The following is an 18,993-nucleotide window of genomic DNA, read 5'->3' on the forward strand; positions in this document are numbered from 1 at the left end:
ATCACGCACCTCAGGCGAAAATTTGTTCCGGGTTTTGCTCATCACCAAAGCTCCATCTCACAAATAGGAGCCTCCAGGAAACCCGGGACGGTTCATCTCGAGCACTGCTGCGAGGCATGGAACAAGCTCGTCGATCAGCCATGGCACATCATGACCATCGGCCGCCGCAAATGGGCACGTAGGTCATAATCCATGCAGGTTGGTATGACTCACCGCGCCAACTAAGCGCGCAAATTTTATGAGAGCCAGATCCACCGATACCATCATGGCCAGCGGCCTGTCGCGCCGCGCGAACAGGCCGGACAAATGAGTGAACCCGACCAGATCGCCATCACTGCGTCAGTTTACTCTTGCTCATCCGGGCTCGTCCGCACATGAGTCAGATGTTTAGACCAAGGACAGTCATCGAGGGGCGGTTCATCCACTCCACCAATTCTCAGCGCTTCCCAAAAAAGTCGGGTCGCTTCAATAGGGTCGCATAAGGATGCCGAATGAATGAGTTTGAGCGCGCGCGATTGATAGACTTGGAGAAAGACCGAAAGAGCGTTGACAAGAATGGTCTGTACCGGCATGTTGCGGTGCAGCAAATTCTGCTTGGAGCGCCGAGCTTAGATTTTCATATTCGGAACATCCGCTAGACTCAGGGGACTTATGAAAATCGCGATCAGGAGCTCGGATCACGTCGGGCAAGGCGCTTTCGTATGCCCTGTAGATGTCCGGCAAGATATGTTGGGCATCAGCAAAAGGCGGTCGAAAGTCGATCACCTCACCTGGGGCATGCTACCGATGTGCGGGCTGAATCGGACCATGTCGGTTGGTCCGACGGTGCAGGTCGAGCGGCTGGTTGAGGCGCGTGACGATTCGGTTGCTGTGCCCGGCAAGCACGTCTCGTTGCTAGAACTGACTTTCAGCCGCCGTACTGATGACATGGGTGAGGCGCCCCTGGCCGCGATTGCCCAGGATTTGCAGGAAGTGCGCGCGCTGGCATTGGCGGGCGCCCCCAAGAGTATTGAAGGGGCGGTTCCGGTGATACCCACAGTAGTAGCGATGAAAGGCCGCGCCAATGTGGCGATCAGGGGGCTTGGTGGTGTTTTCACCGAGCTGTATGTCTTCCGCGCCGACCTTCTGGCGCATTGGAGGGCTAGCCACGATGGCTCCGCTGGTAGAATTGCGCAATGTTTACGCGCCCGCCGATGTTCGCGCCGGGGGCTTCGAATACGCTAGCGTCGGACGGGCCCAAACGCGTTGCATATGTGAAATACGTTAGCGCGCCGAGCCGACTATCTGATACGGATCTATAGGAAGCCGCCATTTTGGCGGACAAGGAGCGGGCAGTGACGGTACGCAAGAAGGCTCTCATTACGGGTATCACAGGGCAAGATGGTTCCTATCTCGCAGAATTCCTGCTTGAAAAGGGCTATGAAGTGCATGGCATCAAGCGTCGCGCCTCTTCGTTCAATACCCAGCGTATCGATCACATTTATCAAGATCCGCATGCAGGCCAGCCCGGACTGAGGCTCCACTACGGCGACCTGTCGGATACCTCAAATCTCACGCGTATCATTCGTGAAGTCGAGCCCGACGAAATCTACAACCTTGGCGCACAAAGCCACGTTGCGGTGAGCTTTGAGGCGCCGGAATATACTGCAGATGTGGATGGAATGGGAACGTTGCGGTTGTTGGAGGCAATACGGTTTCTTGGCCTCGAGAAGAAGACTAAGTTCTATCAGGCATCAACCTCGGAGCTTTACGGGCTGGTCCAGGAAATTCCGCAGCGAGAGTCAACGCCGTTCTATCCGCGGTCGCCCTACGCGGTCGCGAAGCTCTATGCATACTGGATCACCGTGAACTATCGCGAGGCATATGGCATGTATGCGTGTAACGGTGTGCTGTTCAACCACGAGAGCCCGCGACGGGGCGAAACCTTCGTGACCCGCAAGGTCACGCGCGGATTGGCTAACATCGCACAGGGACTCGAGCAGTGCCTCTATATGGGTAACATCGATTCGCTGCGCGACTGGGGGCATGCCAAAGACTACGTTCGCATGCAGTGGATGATGTTGCAGCAAGATACGGCGGAAGATTTCGTGATCGCCACCGGCTTGCAGTACACTGTGCGTGAGTTCATCTCTTGGTCGGCGGCGCATCTCGGCGTTACCTTGCGTTTTGAGGGCGAAGGCGTTAACGAAGTCGGCGTCGTCGTGAAGGTCGAGGGTGAAGACGCGCCTTCGGTAAAAGTTGGTGATGTGATCGTGCGGATCGATCCGCGCTATTTCCGTCCGTCAGAGGTCGAAACTCTGCTCGGTGATCCGACCAAGGCCAAGGAAAAGCTTGGCTGGGTGCCTGAAATCAGCGTGCAGGAAATGTGCGCCGAGATGGTCGCCGCAGATCTCCACACAGCCAAGCGTCATGCTCTGCTCAAGAAGCACGGCTACGAACTGCCCGTCTCGATTGAGAATTGAGGAAGCAATACGATGCGCATCTATGTGGCAGGACATCGCGGGATGGTCGGAGGCGCGATCACGCGCAAGCTGCGCGCACGTGGCATTGATGTCATCACGCGCACCCATGCAGAACTGGACCTGACCGATCAGGCGGCAGTGCGCGCATTCTTCGTGGCGGAAAAGCTTGATGGCGTGATTCTGGCAGCCGCCAAAGTTGGCGGAATTTATGCCAACAACACTTATCCGGCTGAATTTATCTACGAAAACCTGATGATCGAGGCCAATGTGATCCATCAGGCGCATGCTGCAGGGGTGCGGCGACTTTTGTTCCTCGGATCCTCGTGCATCTATCCGCGCGCGGTCGCGCAGCCCATGCGGGAGGATGCGCTTCTGACCGGAGTGTTGGAGGCGACCAATGAGCCCTATGCGATTGCCAAAATCGCCGGGATCAAGCTCTGCGAGAGCTATAACCGCCAGTACGGCACCGACTATCGCAGCGTGATGCCGACCAATCTTTATGGGCCGGGCGACAACTTTCACCCTGATAACAGTCATGTTATGCCTGCGCTGATCCGCCGGTTCCACGAAGCCATCAACAACGGAGCCGAGGAGGTTGTTGTGTGGGGCACGGGCACGCCGAGGCGTGAGTTTCTGCACGTCGATGACATGGCCGAGGCCTCGTTATTCGTGTTCGACCTCGAGAAGGCCCAGTATGAAGCCAACTCCCAACCGATGCTCAGCCACATTAATGTTGGTTTTGGCGAGGATGTGAAGATCGCCGAACTGGTTGCTCTGATCGCCGAAACTACCGGGTTTAAAGGCCGGATTCGATTTGACACGACCAAGCCCGATGGGACAATGCGCAAACTGATGGATTCCTCGCGCCTCAATGCAATGGGCTGGACGCCTCGAATTGCTTTAGCCGAAGGCATTCGCGAAACTTATCAATGGTTTCTTGAAAACCACGGGTTGGTCCGGGCCGGCGCATGAATATCTTGATCCTCGGGCTGAACTACGCGCCCGAGCCGGTTGGCATCGGGCCGTACACGACGGGCACAGCAGAGTTTTTGGCGGCAGCAGGGCATCGCGTGACCGTGATTTGCGGCAAGCCGTACTACCCCGACTGGCAGGTTCAGGATGGGTACCGTCTACCAGGGACTCTCATTTCGACCGAAAAGGGCGTGAAAGTTCATCGAATACCGATTTATGTGCCTCTCAAGCCGAGCGGACTGAAGCGCCTGGTACACCACGCCTCCTTCGCACTGCGGGCCTTTCCGGAGATGGTGACAGCGACACGCAGAGCCAGGCCCGATTTGGTCATGTGCATTGCGCCGTCGTTGATTTCCATGGTGGCAGCTCGGTTGATAGCGCGGTTACGGGGCGCGGAGACTTGGCTTCATATCCAGGACTTCGAAGTAGAGGCTGCGTTTGCGACCGGATTACTGAGTGGTAAAGGGCCTTTGGCAAGGGCTGCGCGGGCTTACGAGAAGTGGTGTCTCAGGCGTGGGATGGTAAGTACCATCTCACCGCAAATGTGTGCCAAGTTACGCGAGCTAGGCGTGCCGGACAAGCGAGTTTACGAATTCCGTAATTGGGCAAATATCGAGAATATAAAGCCCTTGGACCGCCCGTCCGTCTACCGTGAACGATGGAATATCAAGGCGCCCTATGTGGCGTTGTATTCAGGCAATCTTGGAAATAAACAAGGCATCGAGATTATCCCGGAAGTGGCGCGGTTGCTGGAACATCGAAAGGACCTTGCCTTTGTGATCTGCGGCAATGGGGCGTCGAAGGAGAGATTGGTGGCGGCCGCTGAAGGGCTGTCTAATGTGCAATTTCATGACCTACAGCCGTATGAGATGATGTCGGATTTGCTGGGGCTTGCGACTGTTCATCTTTTGCCGCAGATTGCCGGAGCCGCAGATCTCGTTCTGCCGTCGAAGATGGCGAACATGCTGGCTTCAGGACGACCAGTATTGGCGACGGCGATGCCGAGGACAGGTGTAGCCGTCGAGGTGGATGGGTGTGGCTTAGTAGTCGACCCCGGAAATGCGCCGGCGATGGCGGCGGCACTAGTGAAATTATGCGACAATGAGCAGTCCCGGGAGGCCTATGGTATGAACGGCAGGGCTCGCGCGGAAGAGCGGTGGAGTCGTACCCATATTCTTGGCAAATTTGCATCGGCTGTCGCGGCTTGCAAGAGTGGCCTAGGTTTATCGTGAAGTTGCGGGGATGGAGATTGCATGTGGATGTGGCGCACCGAAAAGGCCTACGAGGGCGCCAAGAGAGTGTCACAGGCGCTGCCTCTAACATTTTGGAGTCTGGGGCAGTCATACGGCGAGGTGAGGGCGTCCGCGCATGATTGATGTTTCATTCCGCGTTCAACTCGCTCTTAGCCATTGCGCCGTCCCTATCGATGTCAAACGGAGGCCCGTTCATGCCGCTAGGCGAGCACCTCCCCGGACGATGTCCTGCGAACGCGCATCCCTGCTGGTTGAGAGGGGCGAATAGAAATGGTTAGCGTAAACGTGATTTATCACCATTTCCCGCACTACCGCGCGCCAGTACTGCGCGAACTTACCCGCAGCGGCCGGCATGACTACCGTTTCTGGGGTAGTCATGAGGACGTTGCGGGCATCAAAGCGTTTAAAGGCGATAACGAGGTGATCGTTCATCCGCTGCGCTTCCGACTGCGTGGGCGGTTTTGGATGCTCGGCGGATATGCCAAGGCCGCCCTGGATCCGTCTGCCAAGGCGTTAATAATATTGGGAAATCCCAATATGCCGGCGACCATTGCCATTGCTCTGTTAGGCCGGCTGAGCGGCAAGCGCGTATTATTCTGGGCGCATGGCTGGTTACGGCAACGGCCAGCTCGGACGGCTCGCTTACGCAATCTGTACTTCCGTCTCGCCCATCGCGTGCTGGTCTATGGCGAGCGGGCTGTTCGCATCGCCGTTGCTGAGGGTTTTCCTGCCGATCAGGTGCAGACGATCTATAATAGCTTGGATTACGAGCGCGCGCAGATTTCCTTGTCCAAAGTAAAAGACGATATTGCGTCGTCCAACCGGCCGCAAGCGCTGTTCGACGAACCTGAGCGCCCGTTGCTGATCTGCACGGCCCGTATCACGCCTGTTTGCCGTTTCGACGTTTTGCTCGAAGCTGCCAGTCTGCTGCAAAAAGATGGTCGACCGGTTAATGTGCTGTTGGTCGGCGACGGCCCAGAGAAGGCTTCGCTTGAGTCGATGGCGCGCGAACTCGGCGTGTCTGTCCGCTTCTATGGTGCATGTTACGATGAGGATGAACTGGCTCGGTTGATATACTGGTCGGATCTGACAGTTTCCCCGGGCAAGATTGGTCTAACAGCGATGCATACCCTGACGTACGGTACGCCGGCCATTACTCATGGCGATCTCGATGCTCAAATGCCTGAGGTCGAGGCGATTGAGCCTGGGCTAACCGGGCTTCTGTTCAAGCGTAATGATCCTGTCGATTTGGCGCGAGCGATCGGCGAATGGCTCGACCGCGATAATGATCGTGCAGCTACGCGCATTGCCTGCCAAGCCATTATCGAGCGGAAGTGGAACCCGGCCAACCAGCGTCGGCTGATCGATCTGGCTATTGACGAGCTTTTGCCTGATTGCGCGAGCGACGCCGGTTCAGTTCCTAGCCGTCGGTCCGGCAAACGGGCCGTGGGCTTCGAGCGATGAGCCGTCGCCGCGGGAACCCTCCGATAGTTCCGAATCCCATGCGCGTACGTGAAGCAATCATCGATGCCTGTAGATCGCAAATCGATTCTTCGGTGAAGGCACGTGTTCGATACTGGCTCAACGCGGGCTTAAGCCGCTTCCTGCGACTTGGTGAGATTGGGGAAGGCTTCCAGCTTGGAGTGCGGACGTCGGTGCCTGAAGCAAGCCGGCTTGGCCGTTTCGGCTATATAGGCGCGGGGTTCCATGCTGAAAGCCCCGTAGTATTGGGCGACTTGGTCATGCTGTCGACTGGAATAACTATTGTCGGCAACGATCACGGGTTGGACGACGTCGCAACATGTATGAGATTGGCTTTTCGATGGGAGCATAAAATCACGGTATTCGAAGCCGACAGCTGGATCGGCCACGGCGTTATTCTTCGTGCTGGTGTCCGGATCGGACGTGGGGCGGTGGTTGCAGCCGGTTCGGTCGTGACGAAGGATGTTGCGCCTTTCACTATCGTTGGCGGCAATCCAGCGCGGCTGATACGCAAGCGGTTCACTACCGACGAACAGCAGGCATATGAGGCGATGGTGTTCGATTGAGCGGTGCCGCTAACTGGGATTGGTGAGCATGAACGGGGTACGTCGTGGAATTACGTAGGTTTGATCATCAGCAGGTTCCCTCAGACAGCCCATGGACTCTGCGGACGCGGATCGTGATGTTGATCTGGGCTTACGCCTGGCCACTGCTTTGCGGCTGGACGCCGAAACCTGCAAATGCTTGGCGATTGATGGTTCTAAAGCTATTTGGAGCGAAAATCCACGGTCGGCCATTCGTGCATCAGCGAGCCCGAATCCATATGCCTTGGCATCTGACGATGCACCACGGTTCTGCGCTAGGTGACCGTGCGAATGCCTATTCGCTGGATCACATCGAAATCGGTGAGGGTGCCACCGTCGCTCAAGAGGCCTATCTTTGTACCGGGACACACGATCTCTCTAGTCCGGCGATGAACCTAATGGTCGGAAAAATTACCATAGGACGAAATGTGTTTATAGGTGCTCGTGCTTTTGTGCTTCCCGGAGTATCGATTGCAGATGATGCCGTTATTGGCGCTTGTGCAGTAGTGTCGCGCTCGGTCCGTAATGCTGACGTTGTGATTGGGGTCCCGGCTAAGGTTGTGGGGCGGCGTAAGGGCGCTCAATCACTATCAAATGAGAGGAGTTGAATCCGTGAGCACGTCTGTCGCGGTTATCATACTGACCTACAATGAGCAGAGCCACATAGAACGTGCAATTCGCTCAGTCGCAAGCTTTGCTACTGAAATATTTGTCATTGATTCATTCTCTACTGATAATACTGTGGATATTGCGCGGAAAAACGGTGCGCAAGTTATTCAGAGGGCATTTGTCAACTATGCGGAACAGTTTCAATGGGGCTTAGATAATTTGCCAATCACATCGAATTGGACGATGCGGCTCGATGCAGACGAGATTATTGATCCGCCCTTGGCAGCGGAAATCGTGGACCGTCTGCCAGCGCTGACCGCTGATATGACTGTTGGGGGTATTAATCTTAAACGTCGCCACGTATTTATGGGGCGGTGGGTTCGCCATGGTGGACGCTACCCGTTGATACTGACACGGCTCTGGAGGACTGGCAGTGGCTGCATCGAAGATCGGTGGATGGATGAACACATCGTTGTCGCGGAAGGGCGAATGGTGCTGCTGGAGAATTATTTTTCCGACGTTAATCTTGGTGATCTAACCTTCTTCACTGCCAAGCACAATGGCTATGCAACGCGGGAAGCTATTGATGCTCTTAACGAGAAATATAGCTTATTTGCCAGCGCTTATGTTGTGTCGACTAGAACTGCCTCGCGGCAGGCGACGTTCAAGAGATTTGTTAAGGAACGGGTTTATAACCGCCTGCCATTTTGGGTCGGGCCGCTCGGATACTTCCTTTATCGTTATATTGTGCAATTGGGCTTTCTCGACGGCCCGACTGGTTTGATCTATCACTTTTTGCAAGGTTTTTGGTATCGTTTCCTCGTTGGTGCCAAGAGATACGAATATGACAAGGCGCTTGCCCCGCTTCCTGGCGCAACCGAAAGGCTTGCGATGCTTGAAAAGCTGACTGGTAAGCAACTTGGACCAATTGGCACCCGCGCCGTCCCTCGTCTAGCTGCCGACTAAGGCACCTGCGCTAAGCCCCGAGTTGGGCAATATCACTCTCTGCGATGGACGCACAATGCTTAAAAGGGTTACCGCCGGGATCGGCGTCAACATCATCGACAAGGCAATAGTCAGCGGCAGCCAGCTTGCGCTGGTGCCGATGCTCACTTGGCGCTGGGGGGTGCATCTTTACGGCTTGTGGATCTTGCTGGCAACAATACCCAATTTTCTGGCAATGGGTGACTTTGGCTTTGCAACTGCGGCCGGCACCAAAATGATTATGGCCGAAGCTCGCGGTGACCGTGATCAGGCCATTGAGACTTTCCAGAGTGCCTGGGTGGCAATCCTGACTTCATCTTTCGTTATGGTGGTGCTCGCGCTGGCGGTATCCATGTGGGTGCCAATAGGGATTTTCGGCAGCGATCCCGGACTGGCTCCCGCCCAACTGCGTGCCACCACGCTGACACTGTTACTTTATGGCATTGCGGTTATTCAAGGGACGATCTTCTTCGCTGGCTTTCGCTGTGCAGGCATGTTTGCGCTAGGGGCTTTCTGGAATGCCATAATCATCCTAATCGAGAGTTGTGCGCTAATTATGGTGGTCGCCTTGGGAGCGCAGCCACCGGTTGCAGCGCTGGCGCTACTAAGCGGACGGATGGTCGGGTTGGCCGGCCAGAATCTTATCCTGCGGCGCAAGGTTCCATGGCTGACTATTGGTTTTGCCCATGCGCGGCGCGCGGAAGTCAAATCGCTGTTTGCGCCAGCGGGCGCGGTGATGTTGCTCCCGCTGGCGCAAGCGGGCGTCTTACAGGGAAGCGCGTTGGCTCTTGGTGCGGCTGCAGGGCAGGCTGCAGTCCCTGCATTCACTGCGGCGCGTACATTATCGCGGATCGGTTTGCAGTTTTGTTGGCTGCTTAATGCTGCGATAATGCCTGAAGTTTCGGCGGCCATCGCACGGGACGACCGGCAGGGCTTAGCGATGATGGAAATGGCGACGATCGCGGTCACTTTGCTGTTTGTCGTGCCTTTTGCGCTAGTTTTTGGCGTGCTTGGCACCCATGCTATCTTGTTGTGGAGCGGCGGCCGGATTCACACCCCGCAGTCTCTGGTGACATTCCTGGCAATGGGCATTGTGTTTGGCGGGTTTTGGTACCCGCTCTCTAACCTCATTCTCGCTGCCAATCGCCAGTCGAGCTACACGCCACCCTATCTGGTGCTCTCACTCTTGAGCATACCACTCACTTATTTTGCTTGTCGCTCGCTTGGCGTGAGCGCCGCTGGTCTTTCGATGATGGTGCTCGATCTACTGATGCTGGTGGTCGTCTGCGTGCTAGCACAGCGCGTGCTAGTGCCTTTCGGGCAAGTCGCGCGGGCTTGGCCAGAAGCAGTCGGGCATCTCGGCGCTCTGCGGCGCCGCTTGCGGAGTCCACGAACATGATTCTCGATTTTGAACGCGATTATTGCCCCGCTGAAACCGATATCGTGGTGATCGGCGCTGGTGTCGTTGGCATCACACTGGCGGTGGAACTTGCTCGCTCCGGCCGGCAAGTCGTGTTGTGCGAGGCAGGTGGCCGCACGGTGGAGACTGCCTCGCTGGCGCTGAACGAGGCGGTGGTTGTGGGCCGGCCGCATGCTGGCATCAGTGAGGGTCGTGCCCGGCTGCTGGGCGGCACTTCAACGCTATGGGGCGGACAACTCATTGCATTTCGCGACATCGACTTCGCGGCGCGTCCTTGGTTGGGGCTGGACCCTTGGCCGATTAATGGCGTCGAACTGGCACCCTGGTATGAGGCTGCGCTCCAGCCTTTCGGTCTACCGCAATACGGGAAGGATTGCGATGCAGTCTGGGAACGGTTGAAGTTGTCAGCCCCAACGTTTGGTGAGGATGTCGATTTCGTGATGACGCGGTGGCTGCGTGAGCCAAACGTCGCTCGTCATTTCGCGGCTGACCTCAAGAGTAATCCCAATTTGACGGTGCTGGTCCATGCGTGCGCCGTGGGATTCGAAAATGACGATGATAAGATTAAGGCAGTGACGCTGTCGTCGCCGACAGGCAAGCGCGGAAGCCTTGCAGGCAAGGTTTTCATCAACGCCTGTGGCACTATTGAGGCCAATCGGTTGATGCTGGCCACCGCGCATGCCAACCCAGCGTTGCCCTGGGCGGGAAATGTCTGGCTTGGCCGCGCTTTTCAGGACCATCTTGACCTTCGCATTGCGGATGTCGAGCCGATAGATCGTAAGCGATTCGCCGATACATTTGATAATATCTTTTTGGATGGATTCAAATATACGCCGAAAGTTGTTCTATCGCAGTCAGCGCAGAAGATGGCGAAAGTTAGTAACGTTGGTGGAGTGTTTTTATTTGAATCTTCGCTATCCGAGCATCTTGGGAACGTCAAAATCTTTCTCCGGGCATTGCGTAACGGTGTCATTCCTCCCAATTTGAAAACCTTGCCCGGCCATTTCTCGGCACTTGCAAAAGTTTGGTGGCCGCTGGTGATGCGCTACCTGCGCGACAACCGCGCGTTCAATCCGGCCGATTTGGGTATCGGTCTGCGAGCCCATTGCGAACAGGTGCCTGATCCTGACAGCCGTATCACGCTTTCGTCCAGCCGCGTGGACACGCACGGCGTACCGCTGGCCGTACTTGACTGGCGTGTGGACCCGACGGTGATCGATGCGATGGCCGAGTTCGGCCGCTCTGTGGGCGCAGCGTTGGAAGCGAAGGGCTTGGCCCGGCTGCGGATCGATCCTAGGTTGGTATCGCGCGACCAGGCGCTGCTCGACGATACGCGCGATACCAACCATCATTGTGGCGGACTGCGCATGGCTGGCAGTGCTGCAGAGGGCGTGGTTGACGCTCAATTGCGAGTGCACGGTACCAAAAACCTCTATGTAGCCGGCGCCGCCGTATTCCCCAGTTCAAGCTTCGCGAATCCTACGTTCACGGCTATGGCTCTCGCCATGCGCTTGGCGCACCATTTGAGATTAGCTGCATGATTGCGCAGATCAACTTTGCCGGTGTACCGACTAGCCGGGTGGGCTTTGGTTGTGGTCGCCTGAATGGAGGTATTCACGCCGCTGCGAGCTCTCGGCTCGTCGAGGGAGTTCTCAAGTTAGGTATTCGACATTTCGACGTGGCTCCGGCATATGGTATGGGGCTTGCAGAGGATGTACTGGGCGCGGCTTTGGCGAATGAAGCGGTTACTGTCGTTACCAAAGTTGGCATTGCGCGACCGCCGCAGCCCGGGGTCAAGGGCGTGGCGCAGGCTTTGTTGGGGCCAGTTCTTGCACATTTGCCGGCAGTGAAAGCTCGGCTGGTCAGCAAGGCTGTACAATCTGCCTCGCGTGGACAGTTTGGGTTGGAGCATGTTGAAAAGTCTTTTGCCGAAAGCCTGCGCCGACTACGTCGCGATCGCGTCGATGCGCTTCTGCTTCATGAGGCTGCTCCCGCCGATGTCACGGCAGAACTGACCGCATTGCTGACCGATTGGCAGGCGAAGGGCCGTACCGCTCTGCTAGGCTCGGGCACCGGTAAAGTCGCAAGTGGACTGACAAAATTTGGTGAAGTTGCGCAATATAGGTGGACTTCAGAATCGTTAGCAGAGGGCGTGATCGATGTCGTTCACGGCGTTCTACGCTACCTACCAAAAGTGGTCGAATGGACGCCTGAGCAAGTAGACGATCTAGCGCTGTTGGGGCGGGATCCAGCCGATCCTCTTACGCATGCTGGTATTGCTATGACGCGAGTTCTCGCATTAAATCCTCACTCAATCGTACTTGTGTCATCTCGCAATGTGAATCGGATTGGAGCGCTCCTGCGCGCGATAGATTGGGTTTTGGTTTCTGAGCCGACGGAAACCAGCTGTTCTACAATGCAGAGGATTTTGTCGAATATTGCTGTTAGCTGAAATTCGTGTCTTTCTGCTTTTGCAATTGAAGTTCGATGATAATTTAAGTGGTAATTACAGGTTAATTTTTGGCGGGATTGAACGGCTTTACTGGGTAGTTGGTCGGCTTTTCGGGCCGAATGAGGGTCGTGCGGGCGCAGTTCGCCCCTCGAGCGAGGCGAGCCGCTGGTAGTTATAGTTGAGGTTGGCCATGCCGATTTCGATGGTGGCGAGGCCAATCTCGCGCCGTTGGTCGGCAGCGTCTGCGACAGTTACGACAACGCTTCGGCCGAGACATTCAACGGCCTGTACAAGACCGAGGTGATCTGGCGCCAGCGTTCATGGCCAAGTGCATCCGCAGTCGAAATGGCGACCCTGCGCTGGGTTGACTGGTACAACAACCAGCGCCTCTTTGGCACCATCGGCTACATCCCGCCCGCCGAGGCCGAGGCAAACTACTATGCAGCCTTAGAGGCCCTCGATATGGTCGCATGAATCAATTGAAAATGCCTCCGGGAAAGCCGGGGCGGTTCAGACTTTTGCTAATCAACGCTGTGTGATAATTTTAATTTTCTAAGCCCCCTCGTGGGGGCGAGCAGATATGGGGGCACATGGACTACGTCAAAACCAAGGTGGGGTCACGTCTGAGTGCTGCCCTCGACGTCTCTCGTTCGTTTGCGGCAACATATGTCGTCATTCACCATGTAGCCAATGCCAATAATTGGTCCCATGGTCTGGGGGTGGCCTTCCGTTTCGGGCAGGAAGCGGTAATCATTTTTTTCCTACTAAGCGGATTTGTAATTTTTGCTAACGAACATGGTCGTGCTAAAAATCATAAGAATTATTACTTGCGTCGACTGCGCCGCATCTATCCTCCTTTGATCGCGGCTATGGCTGTTTCTGCGCTAGTGGCGTTCGACAATGGGTCGCTGAAAGACCAATTCAAGCTAGGTGAGCTGATTGCAACGCTAGCCTCACTCCAAGACATCAGTCTTCTCAAGCCGGGCGTGATCAGCGATCCTTTCCTTGGCAACGATCCGTTATGGTCGCTCTCTTATGAGGTGCTGTTCTACCTCGCCTTTCCGTTGGCGTTACGCTTCTGGTTAGTGAACAAACGCCACGCGACTGCGATTATCGGCATCGTATGTTGCGCTGCCTATGCCATGTTCGCGTTCTACCCCAATCACTTCCTACTGGTTGCAGCGTATTTTCTGGTATGGTGGTGCGGTGCCATGGCCGCGGATGCCTATTTCCGTGGCGCAACCAACTTCCTCGCCTTTTCACAGCCCCTCACCTGGCTAGGGATGCTGTGCGTTGTTGCCGCGATAGTGGTTAAATGGGTCGGCTATCACGGTCTTGGCTATTTTCCTTTTTTGCCGTTACGCCATTTCGCGGTATCTCTCGCTCTATTACTGCTGCTTTCCAACAGAATTGGGATCTATATTGCGCGCTGCTGTCAACCTCTTGCGCGGCCTGCCGCATTTTGGGCGTCAATTTCTTATGGCTTATATGTCATGCACTATCCCATCCTTGTAGACTGGCATCGCGTGCAATCTCCAGCAGGCATGGCACTGGGCGTGTTGATACTGATCGCCAGCGCCTATCTGGCTGACAGGAAGTTAAACCTCGTTTTGCCGCGAGCGCCGCGCGATTGATGGGGAATTATCAGATGGACACTTCGAAGAACCGTCTGATTTCTACGTGAAGGCGGCGGGACGGTTTGCTGGTGGCGTAGCAGCGGCCGTTTGGCGGGATTGATCAGGTTTTCCGGGTCGTTGGTCGGCCTTTTAGGCCGGATTAGGGTCACACAGGCGCAGTTCGCCCCTCGAGCCAGACGAGCCGCTGGAAGTTATAGACGAGGTTGGCCATGCCGATCTTGATGGTGGCTCTGGCGATGCCGATGGTGCGCACGACGAGGCCCATGCGGTGCTTTTGCCCTGCGAACACATGCTCGACATGAGCGCGGATTTTGGATCGTCGGGTATTGGCCTTGGCGATCCGCCCGGGGATCGGCCGCCTCGGCTTGCGTCTCTGGTGGATATGGCTCTTGAACATGCCGGCGGCGAGGAACGCCTCGTTCTTCTTCGACCGATAGGCGGTATCTGCCCAGACGCCCGAGCCGGTGTTGCCCATGCTGATCAGCTCCGGCAGCCGCGCCCCATCATGGGCGTTGGCGGCGCTGGCTCCCCAGGTGCGGATCAGGCCGTGGGCCTTGTCGATGCCGATATGGTTCTTGTAGCCGAACATCGGGATGGCGAGATCGACAGGCTTCGCGGCCTTGGGATCGGCGCCTTCGCGGACCTTGGCTTTGCTGTACTTGATCGACCAGCGCGCATCGCGGTCCTTTTGTCGCGCCTTGGCCGGCTTCCAATCCTCGGGGACGCGCCCTTGTGAGTGCTGGTCGTAATCTCCCCAAATGTGCTGGTTGAAAATTCCCCAGTTTGAGGACTGCACGTGATCGTCATGGGGGCATGCCCCCATGACGATCACGCGGCACATTTATCCCTGCTGATGCCGAAGGAGGGGCGGGCAGGTGATAGGACTGAGGGAGGCCGTTTTGATCCAGGAACTCAAGAGGCAGGGTCTCAGTATCAGCGCCATCGCGCGCCAGACCGGGCTCGACCGCAAGACGGTGAAGAAATATCTGGCAAGTGGGTTGGAGGTGCCAGCCTACTCTCCGCGCAAACCGGTAGTCAGTGCGGTGGAGCCGCATCGCCAGTATCTTCTGGACCGGATGGCAGCCTATCCTGGCCTGTCTTCGCGCAGGCTGCATCGCGAGATCCGTGATAGGGGCTACAAGGGAGCCTATTCGTCGCTGACGGAATATCTGCGCCAGATCAGGCCGCCGGTGCCCAAAACCTATGAACGGCGCTTCGAGACGAGCGCTGGTGTTCAGTAAACGCCGACGGACCCCGGCCTTGCGCGGGATTGTGGTGGCGTAGATTTCGCGGGGCAAATGGAGGCCTTGCGAGTGGAAGAAGAGCAGTCAAACGAGCCTCGTAAGGGCGCTCGCCGGGATGGCGGAGCGATCGTACGGGTGGAACGTCGGCGGAATTGGAGCGACGAAGAGAAGCTGGCGATCCTGAAGGAGACGACCCAGCCCGGCGTCATAGTGGCAGCGGTTGCCCGTCGGCATGGGATCGGGACGGGTCAGCTCTACACTTGGCGCAAGCAATTATTGCGCGGCGCCATGGCAGGCTTTGTGCCGGTTGAACTGGTGCAGCCAGAGCTTGCGGGCAAAATGGTGGACACTGGCCGGATCGACATTCGGCGTGGCGGTGGCTTTACGGTCTCGGTGGACAGGCTGGTTGACCGCCAAGCGCTGCGACTGGTCCTCGAGATTGTCGGGGAGCTTGAAGGTTGAGCCTGACATTACCGCCCTCGGCGAAGATCTATCTGTCGCTGGCGCCATGCGATGTTGATTGCCACTGAGATCTGACCCAGGATTTTCATTGAGAAGTGACCCGGGTGGAAGTTATGTCCCGCGGTGCGGGGTTGAGGTCAAGCGGGTGATTTTTCCTTTCTGGTTTTGGGTGTTGCGGAGCTGGCGCTGAACCGGAAGCTGTCATTGCCGGTCTCAAGGATATGGCAGTGGTGAGTGAGCCGATCGAGCAACGCGGTTGTCATCTTGGCGTCGCCGAACACGCCAGCCCATTCGCTGAAGCTGAGGTTGGTGGTGATGACGACGCTGGTGCGTTCGTAGAGCTTGCTGAGCAGGTGGAAGAGAAGTGCACCGCCTGACGGGCTGAACGGCAGGTATCCCAACTCATCGAGGATAACGAGGTCGAGGCGCAGCAGACGCTCGGCAAGCTGGCCGGCCTTGTTCATGGCCTTTTCCTGTTCCAGCGCATTGACCAGATCGACGGTGGCGAAGAAGCGGACCTTCTTGCGGTGATGCTCGACGGCCTGCACTCCGAGCGCGGTGGCAATGTGCGTCTTGCCGGTGCCGGGCCCACCGATGAGCACCACGTTGTCGGCGCCATCGATGAACTCGCCGCGGTGCAACTGGCGGACCATGGCTTCATTGACCTCGCTGGATGCAAAGTCGAACCCGGCCAGGTCCTTGTAGGCGGGGAACCTGGCTGCCTTGATCTGGTAGGCAATGGACCTGACCTCTCGTTCGGCAAGCTCGGCCTTGAGCAACTGCGAGAGGATGGGGACGGCTGCATCGAACGCGGGTGCCCCTTGTTCGGTCAGGTCACTGACCGCCTGGGCCATACCGTACATCTTGAGGGCGCGCAGCATGACCACGACGGCGGCGCTGGCAGGATCATGACGCCCAGATCTCAACATGCGCGCAGATCCTTGTTCCGCAATGTGTCGTAGCGCGCGCGACGTTGGCCTTGGGCTCGCGCCGCAGGATCAGGGCCTGCGGGGCATCAATCCTTGGCGGAGTAGCATCCTTGCCGTCGAGCAGGCGGTGCAGGATGTTGAGGATATGAGTCTTGGTCGGCACGTTGGCGTCGAGCGCCAATTCCACGGCGCACAGCACGGCCTGTTCGTCATGGTGCAGGACCAGCGATAGTATCTCCACCATCTCCCGGTCGCCGCCGGGATGCCGCAGAAGGTGGCCCTGCAGTTGCCGGAACGCAGTCGGCATCTCGGTGAACGGCGCGCCATTGCGCAGGGCACCGGGCTTGCGCTGGATCACCGCGAGGTAATGCCGCCAGTCATAGAGCGTCCGTCCCGGCTGATCATGGGATCGCTGGATCACCCGTTCATGTTCGCACAGGATCTGCCCTTCGGCCGCGACGACAATGCGTTCGGGGTAGATCCGCACGCTCACCGGTCGGTTGGCGAAGGACGCGGGCACACTGTAACGGTTGCGCTCGAACGATATCAGGCAGGTCGGGGATACCCGCTTGGCATGCTCGACAAAGCCGTCGAAGGGCCGCCCCAGCGGCATCAGGCTGGCAACCTCGGCGGCATGCACATCGGCGATCGTCCCGGGCAGAACACCATGCTGGATCTGGCTCCATTGCGCGATGCATTGCGCCTCGAGCCAGGCATTGAGCGCATCGATATCCGGGAAGGCGGGCATCATCTGCCACAGTCGCCGCCGTGCATCCTGAACGTTCTTCTCGACCTGACCCTTCTCCCATCCCGCGGCCGGGTTGCAGAACTCGGGATTGAACAGATAGTGGCTCGCCATGGCGGCAAAGCGGGCGTTGACCTGGCGGGCCTTGCCGGTGCCGATCTTGTCGACTGCGGTCTTCATGTTGTCGAATATCCCGCGCTGCGGGACGCCGCCCAGTACCCGGAAGGCCTGGGTCATCGCGTCGAACAGCATCTCGTGGGTCTGGAGAGGATAGGCTCGCACGATGAAAGCCTTGCTGTGCGATAGCTTGGTGTGCGCGGCCTGTAGCTTGGTCTGCTTGCCGGCGATCATGGCCCAGTCCTCGCTCCAGTCGAACTGGAATGCCTCACCTGGCTGGAACACCAATGGCACGAATGTCCCGCGCCCGCTGGTCTGGGCATCGCGTTGACGGTCTGCCTTCCACGCGCGCGCGAAGGCCGCCACCCGGTTGTAGGAACCATCGTATCCCAAAACCACGAGATCGGCGTGCATCTGTCTGACCGTGCGCCGCTGCTTGCGCGACTTGCTGGCTTCGATCCGCAGCCACGCTGACAGCTTCTCGGCAAACGGGTCCAGCTTGCTCGGCCGTACTGGAACCTTAAACTTCGGCTCTACCGTATCGGCTCGCAGGTACTTGCGGATCGTGTTGCGCGACAACCCGGTTCGCCGCTCAATCTCCCGGATCGGGATGTGCTGACGAAAATGCCAGCGTCGAATTACACTCAGTAACGCCATGTCGATCACTCCTCGTTCCCCCGACGGAAAAGCCGGGGGGAAGGGTCAGAACATGGGTCACTTCTCAGTGGAAATTTATAGCCCTCCCGGGTCAGATCTCAGTGGCAATCAACAGCGGGGATAACCGTAGTCTTGATGGAGACCCGGCAGGTCCGCGCTGCCCTGTCGGCGATGGTCATGAAGACGGATCGCAATGACGCCCGTGGCATGGCCCAGCTATTGCGCTCGGGCTGGTTCCGGCCTGTGCACGTCAAAGCCATTCCAGCCCGCGAGCAGCGCACGCTGCTGACCGCGCGCTCGACGTTGATGCGCCGGCAGAAGGACATCGAGAATAGCGTGCGCGGGCTATTGAAGGGCTTTGGTCTGCGCCTCGGTCGGCTGCTACGCGGCCGCTGGGATGATGCCGTCCGTGAAATCGTTTCGGGCAACGCGACACTCGCTTCAATCATCGAGCCACTCCTTATTGCTCGCCAGGCATTGCGTGACCAATTGGCCGTCCTCGATAGGCAGGTTCGGGCAGTCGTTCGCGCCGATGCCGTATGCCGCAGGCTCATGGCCGCGCCCGGCGTGGGGGCGATCGTCGCGCTCACCTTCCGGGCCACGGTGGATGATCCTGCCCGCTTCCGATCATCCAAATCGATCGGTCCCTGCTTCGGCCTGACGCCGCGAAAGTATCAATCCGGCGAGATTGATCGGAACGGGGGGATCAGCCGCGCCGGCGATCCGGCGGTCAGGGTCGCCCTGTTCGAAGCTGCGCACGTTCTGATGACACGCGTGGCAAAATGGTCGAGGATCAAAGCCTGGGCCATGAATATCGCCAAGCGGCGCGGCGCAAAGCGTGCCAAGGTCGCGCTCGCCCGCAAGCTCGGCGTCGTTCTGCACCGGATGTGTAACTGCTCACCGTGTTGGCTTATGGCGGCGTGGTCAGGCGACGGCGAATTTGCCGTCGACGAGATCGCGGATGGCGCTGAGGGCTGATTGACC

14 protein-coding genes and 5 pseudogenes are annotated in these 18,993 nt (G+C 57.6%); 16 read left to right on the forward strand and 3 right to left on the reverse strand.

The window, feature by feature from the left end:
* Positions 1-726 precede the first annotated feature (726 nt).
* The 13 genes and pseudogenes from FHW97_RS21505 to FHW97_RS21565 all read left to right on the forward strand — a co-directional run bounded on the left by FHW97_RS21505 (position 727) and on the right by FHW97_RS21565 (position 13,852).
* Positions 727-1,224 carry a hypothetical protein gene (locus FHW97_RS21505; RefSeq protein ID WP_171799716.1) on the forward strand — a complete coding sequence of 166 codons (498 nt, stop codon included), beginning with the start codon at positions 727-729 and terminating at the stop codon, positions 1,222-1,224.
* A 110-nt stretch (positions 1,225-1,334) separates the two neighbouring features.
* On the forward strand, positions 1,335-2,462 hold the full coding sequence (gene gmd, locus FHW97_RS21510) for a GDP-mannose 4,6-dehydratase (protein ID WP_169042284.1): 1,128 nt from the start codon (positions 1,335-1,337) through the stop codon (positions 2,460-2,462).
* Positions 2,463-2,474: 12 nt separating this feature from the next.
* Positions 2,475-3,434 (forward strand): GDP-L-fucose synthase, encoded by a 960-nt coding sequence (locus tag FHW97_RS21515; protein ID WP_169042283.1) that lies wholly within the window; start codon positions 2,475-2,477, stop codon positions 3,432-3,434.
* The gene (locus FHW97_RS21520; RefSeq protein WP_169042282.1) at positions 3,431-4,666 is read left to right on the forward strand and encodes a WcaI family glycosyltransferase; all 1,236 of its coding nucleotides are present in this window, start codon (positions 3,431-3,433) and stop codon (positions 4,664-4,666) included. Before FHW97_RS21515 ends, FHW97_RS21520 begins: the two co-directional genes overlap by 4 nt.
* A 291-nt stretch (positions 4,667-4,957) precedes the next feature.
* Positions 4,958-6,151, forward strand: a complete 1,194-nt coding sequence (locus FHW97_RS21525; protein ID WP_171797643.1) for a glycosyltransferase family 4 protein — start codon at positions 4,958-4,960, stop codon at positions 6,149-6,151.
* Positions 6,152-6,540: 389 nt separating this feature from the next.
* Positions 6,541-6,693: pseudogene (locus tag FHW97_RS22415) on the forward strand (chloramphenicol acetyltransferase); the annotation flags it as partial.
* 458 nt (positions 6,694-7,151) lie between these two features.
* Complete coding sequence (locus tag FHW97_RS22200; RefSeq protein WP_253941930.1) at positions 7,152-7,361, forward strand: DapH/DapD/GlmU-related protein; 210 nt, start codon at positions 7,152-7,154, stop codon at positions 7,359-7,361.
* 4 nt (positions 7,362-7,365) lie between these two features.
* Positions 7,366-8,328: a glycosyltransferase family 2 protein gene (locus FHW97_RS21540; protein ID WP_370525492.1), complete on the forward strand. Its 963-nt coding sequence runs from the start codon at positions 7,366-7,368 to the stop codon at positions 8,326-8,328.
* Positions 8,329-8,383: 55 nt separating this feature from the next.
* On the forward strand, positions 8,384-9,745 hold the full coding sequence (locus FHW97_RS21545) for a lipopolysaccharide biosynthesis protein (protein WP_169042278.1): 1,362 nt from the start codon (positions 8,384-8,386) through the stop codon (positions 9,743-9,745).
* Positions 9,742-11,307, forward strand: coding sequence for an FAD-dependent oxidoreductase (locus FHW97_RS21550; RefSeq protein ID WP_171799717.1), 1,566 nt, complete (start codon positions 9,742-9,744; stop codon positions 11,305-11,307). The genes FHW97_RS21545 and FHW97_RS21550 overlap by 4 nt, the downstream gene beginning before the upstream one ends.
* Positions 11,304-12,218, forward strand: coding sequence for an aldo/keto reductase (locus FHW97_RS21555; protein WP_171799718.1), 915 nt, complete (start codon positions 11,304-11,306; stop codon positions 12,216-12,218). Before FHW97_RS21550 ends, FHW97_RS21555 begins: the two co-directional genes overlap by 4 nt.
* 210 nt (positions 12,219-12,428) lie before the next feature.
* Positions 12,429-12,692 (forward strand): annotated as a pseudogene (locus FHW97_RS21560) (integrase core domain-containing protein); the annotation flags it as partial.
* A 116-nt stretch (positions 12,693-12,808) separates the two neighbouring features.
* Complete coding sequence (locus FHW97_RS21565; protein WP_169042312.1) at positions 12,809-13,852, forward strand: acyltransferase; 1,044 nt, start codon at positions 12,809-12,811, stop codon at positions 13,850-13,852.
* A 148-nt stretch (positions 13,853-14,000) separates the two neighbouring features.
* On the opposite strand, the pseudogene FHW97_RS21570 reads toward FHW97_RS21565, so the two are convergent.
* A pseudogene (locus tag FHW97_RS21570) lies at positions 14,001-14,588 on the reverse strand (transposase); the annotation flags it as partial.
* A 166-nt stretch (positions 14,589-14,754) separates the two neighbouring features.
* On the opposite strand from FHW97_RS21570, the gene FHW97_RS21575 reads away from it, so the two are divergent.
* Both FHW97_RS21575 and FHW97_RS21580 read left to right on the forward strand, forming a co-directional pair.
* Positions 14,755-15,096 carry a hypothetical protein gene (locus tag FHW97_RS21575; protein ID WP_216643076.1) on the forward strand — a complete coding sequence of 114 codons (342 nt, stop codon included), beginning with the start codon at positions 14,755-14,757 and terminating at the stop codon, positions 15,094-15,096.
* A 72-nt stretch (positions 15,097-15,168) separates the two neighbouring features.
* On the forward strand, positions 15,169-15,561 hold the full coding sequence (locus tag FHW97_RS21580) for a transposase (protein WP_171797640.1): 393 nt from the start codon (positions 15,169-15,171) through the stop codon (positions 15,559-15,561).
* A gap of 137 nt (positions 15,562-15,698) precedes the next feature.
* Here FHW97_RS21580 and istB read toward each other — a convergent pair whose 3' ends face one another.
* Both istB and istA read right to left on the reverse strand, forming a co-directional pair.
* Complete coding sequence (istB, locus tag FHW97_RS21585) at positions 15,699-16,490, reverse strand: IS21-like element helper ATPase IstB (RefSeq protein WP_171799719.1); 792 nt, start codon at positions 16,488-16,490, stop codon at positions 15,699-15,701.
* A pseudogene (gene istA, locus FHW97_RS21590) lies at positions 16,484-18,009 on the reverse strand (IS21 family transposase). Before istA ends, istB begins: the two are co-directional and overlap by 7 nt.
* Before the next feature lie 114 nt (positions 18,010-18,123).
* Between istA and FHW97_RS21595 the strand changes: the two are divergent.
* Positions 18,124-18,987: pseudogene (locus FHW97_RS21595) on the forward strand (IS110 family transposase); the annotation flags it as partial.
* Positions 18,988-18,993 lie beyond the last annotated feature (6 nt).

This window comes from Novosphingobium sp. SG754, from assembly GCF_013149315.1.
GTDB lineage: Bacteria > Pseudomonadota > Alphaproteobacteria > Sphingomonadales > Sphingomonadaceae > Novosphingobium > Novosphingobium capsulatum.